15 protein-coding genes are annotated in these 18,276 nt (G+C 34.3%); 4 read left to right on the forward strand and 11 right to left on the reverse strand.

What is annotated here, in order from left to right; genetic code table 11:
• The first annotated feature begins 160 nt into the window (after nucleotides 1-160).
• A complete protein-coding gene (hisS, locus tag ACFFU9_RS06685; protein WP_379860710.1) occupies nucleotides 161-1,537 on the forward strand; it encodes a histidine--tRNA ligase in 1,377 nt (458 codons plus the stop codon).
• Between the two features lie 79 nt (nucleotides 1,538-1,616).
• Here hisS and ACFFU9_RS06690 read toward each other — a convergent pair whose 3' ends face one another.
• From ACFFU9_RS06690 to bshC, 4 genes are all read right to left on the reverse strand, one after another.
• Nucleotides 1,617-1,844, reverse strand: coding sequence for a DUF3820 family protein (locus tag ACFFU9_RS06690; protein WP_379860625.1), 228 nt, complete (start codon nucleotides 1,842-1,844; stop codon nucleotides 1,617-1,619).
• A gap of 128 nt (nucleotides 1,845-1,972) precedes the next feature.
• Nucleotides 1,973-3,904 carry a LysM peptidoglycan-binding domain-containing protein gene (locus tag ACFFU9_RS06695; RefSeq protein ID WP_379860626.1) on the reverse strand — a complete coding sequence of 644 codons (1,932 nt, stop codon included), beginning with the start codon at nucleotides 3,902-3,904 and terminating at the stop codon, nucleotides 1,973-1,975.
• 277 nt (nucleotides 3,905-4,181) lie between these two features.
• Nucleotides 4,182-5,717 carry a glutamine-hydrolyzing GMP synthase gene (guaA, locus tag ACFFU9_RS06700; RefSeq protein WP_379860711.1) on the reverse strand — a complete coding sequence of 512 codons (1,536 nt, stop codon included), beginning with the start codon at nucleotides 5,715-5,717 and terminating at the stop codon, nucleotides 4,182-4,184.
• Nucleotides 5,718-5,948: 231 nt separating this feature from the next.
• Nucleotides 5,949-7,544, reverse strand: coding sequence for a bacillithiol biosynthesis cysteine-adding enzyme BshC (bshC, locus tag ACFFU9_RS06705; RefSeq protein WP_379860627.1), 1,596 nt, complete (start codon nucleotides 7,542-7,544; stop codon nucleotides 5,949-5,951).
• Between the two features lie 159 nt (nucleotides 7,545-7,703).
• Between bshC and ACFFU9_RS06710 the strand changes: the two genes are divergently transcribed.
• The gene (locus tag ACFFU9_RS06710; protein WP_379860628.1) at nucleotides 7,704-9,005 is read left to right on the forward strand and encodes a carboxypeptidase-like regulatory domain-containing protein; all 1,302 of its coding nucleotides are present in this window, start codon (nucleotides 7,704-7,706) and stop codon (nucleotides 9,003-9,005) included.
• Nucleotides 9,006-9,254: 249 nt separating this feature from the next.
• On the opposite strand, the gene ACFFU9_RS06715 is transcribed toward ACFFU9_RS06710, so the two are convergent.
• Nucleotides 9,255-9,842 carry a DUF1989 domain-containing protein gene (locus tag ACFFU9_RS06715; RefSeq protein WP_379860629.1) on the reverse strand — a complete coding sequence of 196 codons (588 nt, stop codon included), beginning with the start codon at nucleotides 9,840-9,842 and terminating at the stop codon, nucleotides 9,255-9,257.
• Between the two features lies 1 nt (nucleotide 9,843).
• Nucleotides 9,844-10,524, reverse strand: coding sequence for a guanitoxin biosynthesis heme-dependent pre-guanitoxin N-hydroxylase GntA (gene gntA / locus ACFFU9_RS06720; RefSeq protein ID WP_379860630.1), 681 nt, complete (start codon nucleotides 10,522-10,524; stop codon nucleotides 9,844-9,846).
• 240 nt (nucleotides 10,525-10,764) lie between these two features.
• Here gntA and ACFFU9_RS06725 point away from each other — a divergent pair, with 240 nt between their 5' ends.
• Together ACFFU9_RS06725 and ACFFU9_RS06730 are read left to right on the forward strand one after the other, a co-directional pair.
• Nucleotides 10,765-11,292, forward strand: coding sequence for a DUF421 domain-containing protein (locus ACFFU9_RS06725; RefSeq protein WP_379860631.1), 528 nt, complete (start codon nucleotides 10,765-10,767; stop codon nucleotides 11,290-11,292).
• Between the two features lie 182 nt (nucleotides 11,293-11,474).
• Entirely contained in the window at nucleotides 11,475-12,428 is a 954-nt protein-coding gene (locus ACFFU9_RS06730; RefSeq protein WP_379860632.1) for a calcium/sodium antiporter, read from the forward strand.
• Nucleotides 12,429-12,548: 120 nt separating this feature from the next.
• On the opposite strand, the gene mgtE is transcribed toward ACFFU9_RS06730, so the two are convergent.
• The 5 genes from mgtE to ACFFU9_RS06755 all read right to left on the reverse strand — a co-directional run bounded on the left by mgtE (nucleotide 12,549) and on the right by ACFFU9_RS06755 (nucleotide 18,252).
• Nucleotides 12,549-13,892: a magnesium transporter gene (gene mgtE / locus ACFFU9_RS06735; RefSeq protein ID WP_379860633.1), complete on the reverse strand. Its 1,344-nt coding sequence runs from the start codon at nucleotides 13,890-13,892 to the stop codon at nucleotides 12,549-12,551.
• A gap of 150 nt (nucleotides 13,893-14,042) precedes the next feature.
• Entirely contained in the window at nucleotides 14,043-15,200 is a 1,158-nt protein-coding gene (locus ACFFU9_RS06740) for an ABC transporter permease (protein WP_379860634.1), read from the reverse strand.
• Nucleotides 15,201-15,203: 3 nt separating this feature from the next.
• Nucleotides 15,204-16,163: an HlyD family secretion protein gene (locus ACFFU9_RS06745; protein ID WP_379860635.1), complete on the reverse strand. Its 960-nt coding sequence runs from the start codon at nucleotides 16,161-16,163 to the stop codon at nucleotides 15,204-15,206.
• Between the two features lie 21 nt (nucleotides 16,164-16,184).
• Nucleotides 16,185-17,558, reverse strand: a complete 1,374-nt coding sequence (locus ACFFU9_RS06750; RefSeq protein WP_379860636.1) for a TolC family protein — start codon at nucleotides 17,556-17,558, stop codon at nucleotides 16,185-16,187.
• 121 nt (nucleotides 17,559-17,679) lie between these two features.
• Nucleotides 17,680-18,252 (reverse strand): Crp/Fnr family transcriptional regulator, encoded by a 573-nt coding sequence (locus ACFFU9_RS06755; protein WP_379860637.1) that lies wholly within the window; start codon nucleotides 18,250-18,252, stop codon nucleotides 17,680-17,682.
• Between the last annotated feature and the right edge of the window lie 24 nt (nucleotides 18,253-18,276).

An 18,276-nucleotide genomic window follows, 5' to 3' on the forward strand; every position in this document is an offset into this window, starting at 1 on the left:
GATTTGACACAACCATTGCAAGTTGGTTGGGTTTCAACTATCTATCATTTATGGCAATATTCCTAAAGAAAATGAAAAGCAAAAAGTTTAAATGACCTCAATAAATAAAAAAAACACCTGTTCAAATGTATTTCGAACAGAGCTGAAATGTAGTAATAATATGGCCCAAAAACCAAGCATCCCAAAAGGCACCAGAGACTTTAATCCAGAACAAGTTGCCAAACGTAATTATATTTTCAATACCATTCGTAATGCTTTTGAAACTTTTGGATTTCAACCTATTGAGACGCCTAGTTTTGAGAATTCAGATACGCTAATGGGAAAATATGGAGAAGAAGGCGATCGTCTAATTTTTAAGATTTTAAATTCTGGCGATTATTTATCTAAAGCAAATGAGCAGGCTTATCGTGAAAAGGATTCTAATGCTTTAATATCTAGTATTTCTGAAAAAGCCCTGCGCTACGATTTAACCGTTCCCTTTGCCCGTTACGTGGTACAGCATCAAAACGAGATTGAATTTCCTTTTAAACGTTATCAAATACAACCTGTATGGCGTGCCGATAGGCCTCAAAAAGGACGTTTTAGAGAATTCTTCCAATGTGATGCCGATGTAGTGGGAAGTTCTTCGCTTTGGCAAGAGGTTGAATTTATACAACTTTACGACACGGTTTTTTCAGCATTAAAACTAGAAGGGGTTAATATAAAAATCAATAACAGAAAAATATTATCTGGTATTGCAGAGGTTATTGGAGCTTCAGATAAATTGATCGATTTTACGGTGGCACTTGATAAGCTTGATAAAATAGGCGAGGAAAAGGTAAAGGAAGAGATGTTGTCCAAAGGCATTCCTCAATCGGGTATTGATAAATTAAAACCTTTGTTTACATTGTCAGGGTCTTTTGAGTCTCAAATAAACGGTTTAAAAGGTATTTTAGAGGCGTCTGAAGAAGGTCAAAAAGGTATTGAGGAATTGGCTTTTATAAACTCGGCCATTTCAGCTTTAGGACTCACAACGGCAACAGTTCAATTAGATGTTACCTTAGCCCGTGGCTTAAATTATTATACAGGTGCTATTTTTGAAGTTTCTGCCCCAGAATCTGTACAAATGGGCTCCATTGGCGGTGGGGGCCGATACGACGACTTAACGGGTATTTTCGGTATGAAAGATGTAAGCGGTGTAGGGATTAGTTTTGGTCTAGACCGTATTTATTTGGTTTTAGAAGAATTGAACTTATTCCCCGAAGCTGTTAGTAGAAATATTGAGGTGCTTTTTATAAATTTTGGAGATAAAGAAGCACTTTTTAGCTTAAAAGCTATTAAACAACTACGTTTAAAAGGCATTAATGCAGAACTGTATCCCGACGCAGCTAAAATGAAAAAACAAATGAACCATGCTAATAAACGAGCTATTCCTTTTGTAGTTTTAGTAGGTGAGGAGGAGTTGAATTCTAATACCTACACCTTAAAGAATATGGTTTCTGGCGACCAGTTAAACGTGACGTTAGAGGCTTTAGTAGATAAAATAAAAACGTTCTAAAATTTAATTTAGGACGTTTTTTAGAGTGTTATTTTGGAAGGTTTAAAAAAATAAGCCCAACCTAACTAAAAGCAAAATATCATTTTGGATAGCGTTGCTTGATGTTTCTAATCAAATCTTCTAACCCGTTCAATTTTAATTCATACACTTGTTTCAGCATATCGCCTAGCTTTCCTTTAGGGAGTCCTTTGTTATGATACCATACCACATAATATTCTGGCAAATCGATTAAATAACGGTCTTTGTATTTACCAAAAGGCATCTTGGTATGTGCTAAACTTATTAAAAAATCTTTATCGGGGCTCATTCAATTCAAAGGTTTAAATTTTGATGGTTTCTACAACGCATGATTAAACATAACATAACAACGGTTTTTATGTTTAATCACGCTTAATAGAAGCATCTTTTTGTTAAAACTTAAGGATGCAATAGTTTTTATTCTACTTCTACAATGCTTAAATCGTGGTATTTTACTAAATAGACCGAGTCGTTATAATAGCCTCCAAAAGGTTTCTTTTTATACGCAAACTTGTTTTCAACATACTTTGTAAGTGGCGATTGGTTAACAGATAAGTACATGTCATCTGATGTCACTAAGCGCAACACAACATCCATGGTTAGATCAAAACCTTTTACAGCTCTGCTGTTTGGTGTCGAGTTGTACATGCTCTCATATTTTTTTATGAATGAATTGGCTTCTTCAGAATTATACGGTTTTGAAATTGTAGCATAATGAAAACTAAGGCTTGATAAATGGTCATTAGAAATTTCATCACCTTCAAAAGCGCTATTGAAATTGGTTGTTACTAAAACAATGTCAACCTTAGATCTTCCTGTGTTTTTGTTTTCACTCTGAATTAAAGAATTTAAGATACTGGAAACATTGGAGGCTAAACCTTCACTAGCAGTTTCAATAAATACAACGTTTTTTCCAGGTTTTAACGAGCCTCTAATATCTTCTATCATAATGTAATATTGGTCTTTTCCATTTTTATCTTTTCTGGAACGCACTTGTTTGGCTTGGCTAAAATGCTGTAAAATATAACTTGCTGTAGTGGCATGTTTGGTATCGGAAACAATAATAATATTATTTACCGTAGAATCCGATTTCACAAAATTAATAACCTTTTCTTTTAATAGATCGTTTGAGGGTTTGGCTTGAAATACATTATCATAAAGATTTAGGTTTTCACCAATAGGTGAAATTATAGGTGTGTTGGTTTTTTTTAATTCTGAAGCAGCTCGGTTAAAAGTATTAGGCGTTAGGGGGCCGATTACCGCATCCACATCGTCAAAATTATTAGTATTTAAAATAGTCGAAACTTCATTCGCATCATATTTAGTATCGTAAACATCTACCTTTAAAGAAATGCCTAAGGCTTTTAAAGAATCAATGGCTACCAAAACACCTGAATGAAAATCTAAAGAAACATCTAAATAGGGGTCTTTGCTTATTTGGTCGCTTATCCCTAACGAAGAATCCATATCGACACGATTGAGCCTAAAAGGCAGCATAAGCGCAATATGCTTGTTTTTGTAAGTTTTTATTTCTGTAGTTAAATCGACTTTTTTTGCAGTTTCCTCAAGACTTGATGCGACTTTGGAAAAAGGTGTTTTTAACACCATACCTACTTTAAGTCCTGTTTCTTTAAGTTCTGGGTTTAAAGATTCTAAAGTCTCTTGGTCGATGCCCAACTTAAGTTTTAATCTATAAAAGCCTTCTTTGGGCAATACTTTATAATAGCTGTATTTTTCGTCAACTTCTTTCTCTTCTTCTGTTTTTATATTGGGTACTTTTAGCATTTGGCCTTCTCTAAGAGCCTCACCCATATCGGGGTTTAAGTCTTCCAATTCTTTTACAGTAATGCCAAATTTATAAGCTACTCGCCATTTCCCTTCTTTTGATAAGACCTTATACATTTTCGTTGACTCTGTTTTTTTAACAACCTCGGTTATTTTAAAAACAGGAATTTTTAATTTATCTCCTTTTCTAAGCGGATTGGCATATAAAAAGGTGTTGTATTTTTTTATTTCATCCTCCGCAATATCATACTCCTTAGCCAAGCTATAAAGGGTTTCTTTTCTGCCCGTTTTATGGGTTTTAAAACCTTTTAATTCTTTTGTGGTGCTTACTTCTTCTGGTTTTGAGGCCTTGGATAGCGGAATAATTAAAATGGTATTGGGCTTGAGCTCTTTTCTAGCATCTGGATTTAGCTTGTAGATATCGGCAGTGGATATAAAATAACGTTTCGCTATCGCTTCAATGCTTTCTCCTTTTTTTACTTGATGCGTACTGAAGTTTTGTGCCTGGATCGATTGATAACCAAATGCGAAAACCAAAATTAATACTAAAAAAAATCTGTTCATAATGTAGTGGTGTGCTGGATATAAAAATATAAAATACTATGGATTAAACTATATACGTTTTTTTTCTAAGATAAAGATGATTGCTATAGAATTAAACTTCCATTTTTAGTGTTAGCATATAGTATGCCAAAAAAATATTCCAAAAACATCCTGTACTATAATGGACAAGGATGTTTTTGGATTGTTTAAAAAAAGAAAAAAACACGTACTATTTACTCACTTTATTATAAAGCCCTTTTAAGGCTTTTTTTTATAAGGCTTAAAAAGGAACAGGGGCTTATTCCCATTCAATTGTAGCAGGTGGTTTTGAACTAATGTCATAAACCACTCGATTAACGCCTTTTACTTTATTAATGATATCGTTTGATGTTTTTTGTAAGAATTCATACGGTAAATTTACCCAGTCTGCGGTCATGCCATCGGTACTTTCAACAGCTCTCAGTGCCACACATTTTTCGTATGTCCGCTCGTCGCCCATAACGCCTACACTGTTAACAGGGAGCAACATAGCGCCCGCTTGCCACACCTTATCGTATAAGCCCCATGCTTTTAAGCCATTAATAAAAATAGCATCTACTTCTTGTAGGATGCGTACTTTTTCTGCTGTAACGTCACCTAAAATACGAATTCCTAATCCTGGTCCAGGAAAAGGATGACGTCCTAAAAGTTCAGGATCTATTCCTAAAGTAGTTCCTACTCGGCGTACTTCATCTTTAAAAATTGCACGAAGCGGCTCTACGATTTTAAGTTTCATAAAGTCGGGTAAGCCCCCAACGTTGTGATGGCTTTTTATAATGGCAGAAGGGCCTCCCGTTGCCGATACGCTTTCAATAACATCAGGATAAATAGTACCCTGCGCCAACCACTTCACATCTTCTAGCTTATGGGCTTCGTCATCAAATACTTCTATAAATGCATTGCCTATGGCCTTTCTTTTTAATTCGGGGTCTTCGATACCTGCTAGGGCATCTAAAAAACGCTTGGAAGCATCTACCCCTTTTACATTAAGGCCCATCCCTTTGTATTGCTCTAAAACGCTTTCGAATTCATTTTTACGTAGTAAGCCGTTGTTTACAAAAATACAATACAGGTTTTTACCTATGGCTTTATTGAGAAGAACTGCTGCAACGGTAGAATCTACGCCGCCTGAAAGCCCCAATACAACCTTGTCGTTTCCTACTTTTTCTTGAATGGCCTCTACAGTTTCTTCAACAAAAGATAATGGTGTCCAGTCTTGATTTAGGTTCGCGATGTTTACTAAAAAGTTTTTCAACAATTGTTTACCATCTGTGGAATGATATACTTCTGGATGAAATTGAATGGCATAGGTTTCTTCACCTTCAATTTTATAGGCAGCATTTTCAACATCATGTGTACTGGCTATTAAAACACCACCCTCTGGTAAATGCTTGATTGTATCGCTATGGCTCATCCAAACTTGGCTGCCCTCTTTAATGGTATCAAATAGACCCTCGTCTTTTTTAATAAAGGATAAGTTTGTACGGCCATATTCCCTTGTATTGGATGGGGCTACTTCTCCACCCGAAAAATGTGCTAAATATTGTGCTCCATAACAAACCGCAAGCATGGGCTTTTTTTGCCGTATTTCAGATAGGTCTGGATGTAAAGCGTTTTCTCCTCTTACGGAAAACGGACTACCAGAAAGAATTACCGCTTTGTAATCTGCTATGTTTGACGGAATTTTGTTAAATGGATGTATCTCGGAGTAAATGTTGAGTTCCCTAACTCTACGCGCAATAAGCTGTGTATATTGCGATCCGAAGTCTAAAATAAGTACTTTATCATGTTGCATGCGCAAAAATAGCAATTGATTTTAGATAGACGAATGACCACTGCCTGTTTTTTTTGTTTTTTTGTGATTTTTCACATCAAAAGCATAAAAACCCCTTAATTTACAGGATTGGCATCTCGGGGGGGACTTTTCAGAACAATTTGAAAAGATGCTAGTATGCCCAGTTTTTATACTGAGGGTATTGCCATTTAACACCTCTAGTTAAAAGAAGAGGGGTGTTTTGTAATTTTGTTAGAGTTTAATAATAACAAACGCTTGGTTTAAAGGGTTTAAGTTTTCTATAAGGGTGGGGACTAACCGGCTTCCATGTTCGAGGTAAAACTCTGAGAAGTTAGCATTTCGTTCTTGAAGGCTTTGGTTGGGAAACAATTCATTTTGAAGGTCTGTCATTCTTAAAACCTGATCGGACAACTTTCTTTTTTGAGCAGTAAGCAATCGCTTTTCAAGATGTTCTAGTCCCTTTAATTGTTTGGTTTCTTGAGCTTTTACAGCTCCAATAAAAGAGGCATCCGTCTGTTCTGCTAATTCATATATATGGTTAAACTGCTGTTTTAAGTGTGCTTTTTGTTTAGAAAAGTCAATATCGATATTTGAAATTTCTCTTACTTTCTTGTTAATGAAGGCATTGTGCTTTAAAAAGAGGTCTTCGTTGGAAATAGAAAGGTTTTGAAGCTTTTCATTCTGCTTTTTCGTTTCGATTAATGCCGAATTACGTAAAAGCAATACAGGAAAAGGGATTTTTACATTATTAAAATAATCTTTTAATTGAAACCAGTATGCCAACTCACCGCCACCGCCAATATAGCATAGATTAGGTAAAATCACTTCTTGGTACAAAGGCCGCATAATGACATTGGGTGAAAAACGTTCTGGCTTGTCATGAAGGTGTTTTAACATCTCACTCTTGCTCCATGATAGCTTTGTATTGAGAACTTTATAAAAGTTGTCTTCAAAAACAATACGTTCCCTTAAGTGATCATCTAAATAAAACAGATTGATTTCTCTAGGGTTCACTTGTGCTGTATAGCCTTCTTTTAAAAGAGCTTTACTTGTCTCCGTTACGGTATTAAAAGAGGTTTGGTGCAAGAGCTCCTCTTCCATAAACGGTATAAACTGTTTTTTTAGCTCTGGATCATGGGCATCTAGGATAACCAGCCCGTGATCCTGGAACAATTCGTTTGCCAAAAACCGTGTGGCTTCGGCCAGATTATCATGCTCTAAATACGATTTTTTAAATAAGGATTTTATATATTCTGCATTAGCACTACCACCCAAATCTTTCGAAAATAATTCGAAAACAGGTTCTAAATCTTCCGTAGACAAATCGCCAACAGCCCCTTTTGATTTCCTATTCCAACGGATTTTCTTTCCTTTAAAATTAAAGAAATTGATTTCTTCAAAGTCATGGTCTTCCGTAGCCATCCAATATATGGGTACGAAATCAAATTCAGGATGTTCATTTTTTAACGTTTTGGAAAGGTTTATGGTAGAAACTATTTTATAAAGAAAATATAAGGGGCCCGTGAATAAATTTAATTGATGCCCTGTAGTAATGGTAAAGGTGTTCTCCGATTGTAAACGATTAATGTTTTCAAGCGTTAATTTAGAAGCGTCTAGGCTCTGATACTGTTTTGTTAAAACAGAAACTAAGGTTGTGCGGGTTTTGTTTTGAAATGATTGCTTTTTTTCTTCCATCTGAAATTTAAAATTCTCAAGAGAAGGAAAATGGCTATAAAAAGGTTTCAACGGGCTTTTTTCATCTAAATAATCACAGATGAGCGATGAGAAGTATCCGGTTTTCCTAAATGAAATAAAATCTGTAGGCATAGTGCTTTATAAATTTATGTAAAGATAATGCCTTTTATAAAATTTTAGCGTATCAGATTTTTTTAGTATTTTTTTAACTAAAGCGTATTTTAAATAGTTTTGTTTTTCTAAGAAATTATTGGTATCTTACATAGGGTCAGGTTGTTAAAGTGTTGTGTTATGAAAAGCCTATTTGTTAAACAAAATATAAGAATATATTTCTTTTCAATCTGGATATTATGTGTGTTTTTTGGGTACCAAAATATTAACGCTTTGCAGGTGGTTTCTGTACAGGATACCATAACGTTTACAGAATTAAAGGGTACGGTATTAGATGATCAAGACCAAAAACCATTGGTGTATGCCGACTTAAACCTTAAAGGCACGAACATCGGTACGATTACAAATGCTGAAGGGGAGTTTTTATTAAAAATTTTGACTAAACATCTAAATGGTATTCTTGTCATTTCCCATTTGGGCTATCACTCTATTAGTATAAAACTTTCTGAATTAAAGGAGGGTTCTAATACTATATATTTAAAAGAGGCCGTAACTACTTTAGGTGAAATACATTTGGATATCATGAAAGATCCAGAAGCTTTAGTTAGGGAAACTTTGAAGCGTAAAGCGGATAATTATTATAATCATCCAGCTATTATGATGGCATTTTATAGGGAAACCATAAAAAAACGAAATAGAAATGCTTCGCTATCAGAAGCTGTTGTTGAGGTTTATAAAGAACCTATAAAATCGAATAAGGACGATGCTATTAAGCTTATAAAAGCCAGAAAAAAGACCAATTACTCTCGTTTAGATACGCTTGCGTTAAAACTTCAGGGTGGCCCTTTTAGTAACTTATATACGGATATGATAAAGTATCCAGAATATGTTTTTAACCAAAGTAATTTATCAGATTATGTTTTTAAATATGTTCAAACTTTAAAAGCAGGTGCCAACGAAGTTTATGTTATTGATTTTGAGCAACGACCTGAAATAAAATATCCTTTGTATTATGGTAAGATTTATATAGATGCTAAATCCCTGGCTTTAACAAGTGCAATCTATAAACTAAACGTGGCAGATAGAGAATTAAGCAGTGAAATGTTCGTTAAAAAGAAACCCAATCGTGTGGATGCGTATCCTACAGAAGCGTCTTACCGGGTAGATTATAGAATTAAAGATGGCAAATGGTTGTTTGGATATAGCAATATAGCCCTAACTTTTAAAGTAAAATGGAAACGTAAATGGTTTAGCAATACTTACACGTTAAATAGCGAAATGGCTATTACAGATTGGGAACAAAATGTAACTGGAATAGATAAACCCAAAAAACGTTTAAAACCTACTATGATTTTAAGTGATGAAGTTTCAGGTTTTTCAGACCCCGATTTTTGGGGCGAATTTAATATTATAGAACCTGAGGCTTCTATAGAATCTGCTATTAATAAAATAAATAAACGGTTAATAAAAAATGGAACATAATGCCATAAACGTATTTGTAAAGGTTTTTTGTTTTTTTCTGTATGATATATGGTTAAAGAGAGTTGTTTAGCCATACAAAACAAAAGAGCACGAACATTTAAAATAAACAAGAGTGGGTAAGTGCATGATTAAAACAGATTATAAGTAAAGGTTTACAAATTTTTGTGTGTTTTTAAGTAATAAAGAACTGGATTGTAAATGAAAATTATTGAACTTTAAGAGGTCTATTCATTATAAAATTAGAGTAAGCTATTCTTCAATGATATAATGAATAGGCTTAAAGCGACCTCCATTACTATCTTCTGCAGAACAGGCTGTTAAAGCCACCAATAAATCCATTTGCGCTTCAAATTTGATATAGTCCCCACCTTTTGAAGTAGGTGGTAGCACCGATAATTTCCCTTTTTGGTCGAATTGTACATTCATAAAAATATTAAATGCTGTTGGAATGTCGTCCATGCTTAGGCCAAATGGTTTTAAATTGGTATAGAGGTTTTCTAAACAACTGGGGTGGTAGCCTTTATAGTTATACATAATTTCAAAAGTTTCCTTGCTACAAGGTGCCAATAAAAAATCGTTTCTACCATTGGTGTCTTCAATAATTTTAACCATTTTATTAGAACGGTTACTCCATAAGAAATGGCCTTTTGTTAGTAAAATGGATTCTTCGAAATCTAATGATTTTCCTGAAGATAATTTTTCATTTACATCATGGCTGTTAAAAAGCACCATGTCGCTTACTTGTTGTCCCATCGGATCAATAACCGTTAAAAAAGCTCCTTTTTTCAGTTTAAAAGCTTTTCCTGTTTGTTTTTCAATATGATGTATTGCTTTCATCTCAGTTCTGTTTTTTATGGAAAGGGCATTTCCAATCATTTTCTACTTGCCTTCCACTATATTGTTTGGCTTCAGTTTCTTTTCCAAAATCTCTTAATACGGGATTAATGTGCCCTTGAAGTTTTTTATCACGCAATCTAATTCTTTTTTTTACTTTTTCGTAAGCGCCCATATCACGTAATTTTTCAAACTGAAAATGTAAATTAAAAACAATGGTAGGGTAAGGGCTTTGTCTTGCTAATCGTGAACTATTGGGGTGTAGCCCTACAATGTAAAAGGGTTCACCCTTAATACTAAAACTAAAATCAGGGTCATTAGGATTATCACTTACCGTTTGTGCCCACTCACAATCGTCTAGCTCATGTAGCTTTTGAAGTGTATTCCATAGTGCTTTTTCAAACTGTATTTCAGAATCAAAAAAACTGTTTGGAAATACTGCAATAAACGATTCAAATGCATTAGAATCGAAATCATAATGGTTTAAGAACGTTTCTAAATCCTCTAGTAGTGCATGTAAACTTTCTTCTTTTTTAATACTGTCGTATATTTTTAAATGATAATTATCTGTTAGAAATACTGTTTTTGCCATAACACAAGGGTGCTTTTTCTTCAAGATAAAATCTTTATATTCCGCTTTAATAGAATCCATAGCTGGGGGAGCTTTTATGCTTTTCATATTCATAATCACTATATTATAGTTCTAATCCCTGATTTAAGATGTGGGGGTTCATTTTAACTCAAAACATCTTTGTATTAATTTCAAAATTATTAGTCATATACTAAACTTGATTATCCAATTGGTTTTTATTTTGTCTCATTTAAGTATTAAGACAGAAACTGTTTGTATAAGTCAGTATTTCGTTCGTACGGATTAATATGTGCAGTTGTTAAAATATAATTTTACTAACCTAATAATTTTATTATGACTTTACAGGACTCTTTTTGGTTAGTAATATCTGTTTTGGGTATTTATACCATCATCATTATCATAACACGGATTTTTGGCCTGAGAACATTTGCTAAAATGTCTAGTTTCGATTTTGCGTCTACAATTGCAGTGGGGTCGGTATTGGCCGCTATAATTTTAAATAATGATTATTCCTTGTTAAAAGGAGGAATAGTATTAGTTACCATTATAGGTTTTCAAAGTTTATTTACCTTTTTAGTTCGAAAAAACGAGGTTTTAAAAAAGCTTTTTACTAATAAACCACAGATTATTATGTGGGAAGGTAAAATTTTACATGAGCAACTTAAGCATTGCAATGTGGGTGTAGATGATTTATTGGCAAAATTAAGAGAAGCTAATGTACATCGTTTTGAAGAGGTAAAAGCTGTAGTTTTTGAAAGTACTGGCGATGTTTCGGTAATACATAACGATAGCAATAAAGAAATTGAGCAGCAATTACTCTTAGATGTGAATACAGAAAACATATGGGATAAAAGCTTATAAAATGAATAAACAACTTTTTTTTATAGCCCTTATTTGTGTGAAATTATATTATGAAATTTATTTTATGTACACCTGTTTAACAGAGTATTATTCTATGTAATTTTGAAGACATATGCGAATGGAAAAACAATATTTCAATATGTTGTTTTTACAAACAGCAACTAAAGTAAATATAGACTTATATGTTTGTTTCTGCACTGTTGATTATAGTTGGGTTTCTAGGTTTAATTTTTGGTGCTCATTGGCTTGTTGATGGTGCATCGGCTTTAGCTAAAAAGCACCATATTCCCGATTTGATTATTGGTTTAACTATTGTTGCCTTTGGAACTTCAGCTCCAGAATTGGTTGTTAATTTAGTAGCTTCTCTTGATGGATTTTCAGATATCGTTTTAGCCAATATAATTGGTAGTAATAATTTCAACTTGTTTATAATATTGGGTGTTACGGGATTGATATTTCCTATAGCCATACAGGCCTCGACCGCTTGGCGAGAAATTCCTATATCCCTAATAATAACAATAGTTTTATTCGGACTTGCTAATGATTTTTTTATTCATCAGAAATCAGAAATATCAAGACTTGATGGTGGTGTTTTACTTCTATCTTTCATCTGTTTTTTGTTTTATATATTGAAACAGCTGAAAAGGGATGGAATAGAGCCCCTTCATGATATACCAAAGTCAGCTATTAAAATTTGGAGTTTGATTTTAGTCGGGTTTATCGGTCTTCTTATTGGCGGGAAATTAGTAGTGGATAATAGTATAGGAATTGCTACAGATTTAGGGGTTAGCCAAAAAATAATTGGCTTAACCATCATTGCAGCAGGTACCTCATTACCTGAATTAATTACGTCTATTGTAGCTGCCCTTAAAAAGAATAGTGATATAGCCATAGGAAATGTTATTGGTTCTAATATATTTAATATTCTTCTTATACTTTCTATTAGTGCTTTAGTAAAGCCTATCACATATAATCGGATTTTTAATCAAGATTTAGGCATATTGATTGGGGGAACCGTTTTTCTATTAATTGCCATGTTTACAGGTAAGAGAAAAAAACTGGACAGGTGGGAAGCATTACTATTGGTTGGTTTTTATTTGATGTATACCGTTTATTTGGTTTCTAAAGAATTTTAAAGTTTCTTACAGTTAATTAATCAAAAGCTAAATTTGTGAAACCTGTAAAGGACCTCCTTGGGTTTCTAGTAAAAAAAAGCTTTAATGCAATAGTGTAAAACGTACTTCAACCTGTATGTTTTATGCTCCAAAATACCAATTCGCCAAAGAAAAATAGATTAAGACGCCACAAATATCTGCAATAGACGTAATTAATGGTGCGCTTGCTGTTGCAGGATCTAGTTTAAATTTAGTTAAGAGGAAAGGGAGTAGGAGTCCAATAATACTTCCGTTCATAACCGTTAGTACCATGGTAAGGCTTACTACCAAAACAATTTCTGGTGCCCGATAACTTGCAATGGCAGCCACACCTAAAGCCATTGTAATACCCAACAATAAAGACACCAAAATTTCTTTTCCTATTAATTTATACCAGTCCGAAAGTTGTACATCTCCTATCGCAAGTGAGCGTATCATTAAAGTGGCCGATTGCGAGCCTGCGTTTCCACCACTATCAATGAGTAAGGGCAAGAAAAACACCAAGGAAACCATAGATTCGATTACCCCTTCGTAATTGGAGATAGCTGCACCTGAAAATACGTTCATAAATACAAGTGCTACTAGCCAGACAATTCTATTTTTATATAATTTAAAAACCCTTTCTTTTAATGGATTGGCGATGGCTTCCTGAAAAGAACCGAATTTATGAAAATCTTCGGTGGTTTCTCTTTCTTCAACATCCATGATGTCATCAAACGTTACAATACCTAATAAAATCCCTTCTTCACTAACTACAGGTAAGGCAGCGCGATCGTACTTTTTGAATTTTTGAATAGCAGTCTCTTGGTCGTCCATAGCATTTAGCGCTACAAACCGAGAGTCCATTAAATCTTCAATTTTTTGAGATGGAGAGGCTAAAATTAGTTCTTTTATTCTTATGTCATCAACCATTTTCCAGTCTTGGTCTACTATAAAAATAACATTTAAAGTTTCAGAATCTTTGCCGTACTTTCGAATGTGGTCAAAAGCTTCTAAAACTGTAAAACTAGATTGTATCGCTACAAACTCTGGTGTCATTAAGCGTCCAATACTATCCTCTGGATACCCAAGCAATTGATTGGTAATGTCTCGCTCTTCCTCAGAAAGGTGCTGTATTAATTGTTGGGCAATTTTACCAGGGAGTTCTTGAAAGAAAGCCGTTCTGTCGTCTGGTTTTATATCATTAAGTAGCTGTACAATACTTTGGGGTTTATGGGTTAACCCATTGATGATTTCTTCTTTTGTTTCATGTTTTAGGTTCCTGAAGACCCTTGTGGCTAGTTTACGGCTCAGGATTCTAAAAAGAATTATTTTTTGGTCTGTTTCTGGTGCGTTTTCTATAATTTCAGATACTTGGAAAGCATCCTTTTCATTTAAGCTCGTTTTTAATGTTTTCCATTGCTTCGTTTTTACAAGGCTTAGGTAATGAGTTGTTAAGTCCACCATAATTATTGTTTAATTCATGTCCTTCTATAAGCTCCAATAGATTAATTACAGGTGTTTTTAAAGCTTATAAATAAAATGTTTACATACCGTTTAACTGCAAAGGTAGTACTTAATGTAGGATGACACTTAAAAAATAATTTTAATGAAACCTTATCCTTTTTTAAGGAAAGCATTGATTTTAAGCTGAAGGAGGATTACCATCGTTAAGAAAGACACAAGAATGATTAAAACTAAAAAACCTATTTCAGAAGAAAGGGATGACAAATCCCCATCGTAAAAAGCAATTTTTCTAAATCCGCTTAAAAATTGGGTTACAGGAATAAACTGTGCAACACTAGTGATAGCATGAGGAATAGCCGATGTAGGCCATGTAAATCCACTTAATATAAAGGCAGGTGTTGAAATAACCATTAAAAATTCGGTAGCTTTTAATTGACTGGGAATTGCAATAGAAAAAAGCATTCCTATACATATGGATGCTAATGTTAGTAAAATTGTTAAAACCAACATGGGCAGATTAAAAATATCGGCTTCTACTCCAAAAAAAGGAAAAAGTGTACTAACCAATAGCCACATAAAAGGAAGCATTAACAAAAAAGGTGTGGCTTTTAATAGGATGTGGTAAAAAGAGGATTTGTTTTTCTTTACCAATGTACCAAAATAACCATCTTCAAAATCTCTTGAAAAAACTAGTGCCATTGCTAAAAAAATAATTTGCTGCATAATAGCGGCCAATAACCCAGGTAGCATAAAGGTTACGTAATTTCCGGTAGTATTGTACAGTTTATTGAAATTGATTTTAAAGCTTTCGAAAGAAGCCTTTGCTTGCGCCGGGTGAAGGCCTTGTTTTTTTAGTGCTTCTATTTCCATTCCTGCATTAAGTGTCATTAAAACCGTATTAATGTGATTGCTTGCGGTATTGGCATTTAAAATATTTGCCATATTTAAATCTACCCGAATTTCAGGATGTTTTTTTTGTAAAATGCTTTTTTCAAAATGGTTAGGCAGAGTAATTACAGCAGCATATTGTTGTATAGGCATTTCGCTTCGGATAGCAACATCTGTAGTGCGTACATCCATTACAAATAAGCCTTCGTTATCTTCAAAAGCATCGATAATCTTGTCCGATGTGGGGCTTTGGTCTTGGTCTACTATCACAATTGGCAAGTCTTTTACTTTTGCCTGCTGGTACACAAAACCAAATAAAATACCATATCCAATGGGAGCTCCAAAAAAAATAGCCATTAAAACGGAATTCGAAAAAATTCGTTTAAACTCTACTTTAAGTAAGGTTGTAAAATTTTTCATGGTTTAGTGTTTAATTAAAACAGTGGCGTTGATATAAAACGTTTGCTCCGATATTTTTGAAATAGGTACGACTTTTAATTCGTAAATAGATTCCGATAGCTTGTACAGGGGGGCTGTGCTGGTAATATCGGCATATTGGGCAAGCTGTTTAATGGCGACGATTCTAGCCTTAATGTCTTTTTTTGTATAGGGATTGACCAAAATGAGTTCTTTACCTTGTTCAAAATCATAAATCTTGGATTCTGGAATGGTAAATCTAAAATAAACACTGTTGGTTTTATATCCATGGAACAACGTATACCCAGGAGTAAGCAATTCGCCCTCTTCTAAACTTATGGTTTCAATAGACATGTCTGCTGGTGCTATTAAATATTGTTCGTTAAATGCAGACAACACTTCCTCTTTGGCTCCTAAGGCCCGGTCCAATTGTCCTTGTGCTTGTGCTATTTGTTCTGCTCGAACCCCCTTTCTTACCTCATCTTGTTTGGCCTGTAAGCTCGAGACCTGTGCTTTTGCCATGTCGAGTTTCATTTTAACCTCATCAAATTGCTGTTGCGAAACCAAAGAGTCTTGAAACATGGCTTGTAATCTGTTATACGATTGTTGGGCAAATTCTAGTTGTGCCTTACCAGAATTTAACTGCCCGTTAATTTGATTTAATTGCTCTAAAGTAGCGCCATTAAACGCCATGTTTAGCTGTCCTTTGGCTGCGGTAATAGCGCCATCGGCTTGCATAATCTTAGCGGTAACTTCCGGAAGGTTCATTAAAGCAAGCGTATCGCCTTTTTTTACGCTTTGTCCTTCTTCTACGAAAATTTTATCAATTCTTCCAGCCATTTTACTGCTTACCGATAGAGTTTCAAATTTTACTTTTCCTCTATAGGAGGTAATAGGGTCTTTTTTACAAGCATTTAAGACTAGCATTGCAAAACAACTCAAAAGTATAATTCTATATGTTTTCATGTTCTTGTTTTTTTTGTTTCATTAGTATTGGAGTAAGCCTTTAGCGTGAAGTAAACTGGTTACGGCGCGTCGTTCATTAAAGAAGGACTCTTGTAATTTAAACTGAGCTTTCTCCAAATCGTTTAAGGCATTAAGCACATCTGTAATAGACGCTAAGTTGTTTTTGAACTGTTTGTCTACCATCTCATAGGTATCGTTTGCTAATTCAATTTCTTTTTGCACTATTTTTGTGTTTTGTAACGCGGCTTGATAAGTGAGTTCTGCTTTCGAAATTCCTAAGGCAATCATTTCTTCTGCATTTTCTATTTTTTCTTTATATTTCTGAGTTTCCAATTGAAGTTTTTTACTTTTCAATTTAGACTGATTACCATCAAAAACAGTCCACTGTATTCCAGCACCAATAAACCACTTTGGGTCTAAAAGGGATAGGTCGTCTTCTATAAATTCATAATGTCCTTTTACCGCAACTTTAGGGATAAAATGACTTTTTTCCATTTTTGATTGATAGTGTGTGGCTTTTTCAGCTTCTTCCAGAGCTTTAACTTCATTGCGTTTTTCGATATTTAACCCTGTATCTATGGCGAAAGATTGTAGTAACGGGTCGAGCTCTTTTAAACGCGCTCTTGTTTCTCCGGTGAGTTGATGGAGTACTTCTATTAATAGGATGTTATTGTGTTCGAAATCAAGCTTTTTAGCGGCTAATTGCTGTTGTGCCAGTTCAATTTTTTTTCTGCTTATGGGTGTTGTTAAACCATTTTCAATGGCTTTTCTTATGTAAAATTCTTGCTCATTTAGATAGTGTTCTGATGCATCCAATACCTTTCTAGATGCTTTTACAAGGGCTAGTTTATCGTAAGTTTCTATAATTGTTAAAGCGAGTTTGTCTTTTTCGGCCAAACCTGCAAAATTTAAAGAGGCTTCCTTGTGCTTGCTGGCTTTTAAAGCGTTGCTGGCTTCTAATCCACTAAATAGCACCCAATCTAAATCTACAGAGGTTTTTAAAATATTCTTGTCTTGTAAGTTTGGAGCGTCTTGCAAAGGGATATTGTTGGGAAAAGCGGTGTTAAAAGGAAGTCCTATCGCATCTTTAATTATAAGTTTTTGGGTTTCTAATAATAAAGTCTGGGTGTTGTCATCAAACGTAATGTCGTCGTTTAAGCGCGTAAAGCTTCCGTTAAAGGTCACTTTAGGCAGGAATACAGATTTTGCTAACTTTTGGTCCAACTGAGCCTGTTCTGCTTCTATACGATTGTTATTAATAGTGTGGCTCTTATTTAGGCCTTTGTTAATCAATTCCTTTAATATCGGGTCTAGCTGCTGTGCTTTAAGTGATATAGGTATCGATATGATAAGCGCCATCAAGAGAATTGATAGGGGTATTTGGCTTATTTTCATTGTGATTTTTTTTTTTTTAAGATAATGCAAAGATCTTATTAAAAATAAGTTTTTCCTTTGATCTATATCAAAAAGTTAAAACTTTAGAAAACACGCTATAAATATTTTATAACCCGATGCTCTATTTATCAGTACTGTTTTTCCTGATTCGACTTAAAGTTTCTTGTGTCATTCCTAAATAAGACGCCATATGGCCCAAGGGAACATGATGTGCAATGTCTGGAAACTCGGTAAGCATGTAATCATAACGTTCTCTGGCCGTTTGAAACTGGACGGCATTCAGTTTATTAACCACTCGTGTAAGCATTTCGGTAGAAACCAGTCTGCCTAGTTTTTCCATTTTGGGATATTTGGCAAATAAGATGTCTATTTTTTCTTTAGAAATACTATATAAAATAGAATCTTCTAGAACTTCTAAATAGTATAAGCTAGGACTTTGTTGAAAAAAACTATCTACGCTAGACATAAACTTGCCAGTACCAAAAAACCATTGGGTTATTTCTTTTCCGTTCTCTTTAAGGTAGTAACTTCTACCCATGCCTTGCTTTATAAAATACAGGGTTTTGCAAATGTCACCTTGCCGAACCAATTGTTGGTTTTTCGGAACGTGTTCTTCTATAAAATGCGCGCGAATATCCTTTAATTCTATTTCTGTAAAAGGAACGAGATGTATTAGAAAATGAGTGAACTCCATGTTTTTTTAAGCATTCTAGTTTCT

It is taken from the genome of Mariniflexile ostreae (genome assembly GCF_042427585.1).
GTDB classification, from domain to species: domain Bacteria; phylum Bacteroidota; class Bacteroidia; order Flavobacteriales; family Flavobacteriaceae; genus Pseudalgibacter; species Pseudalgibacter ostreae.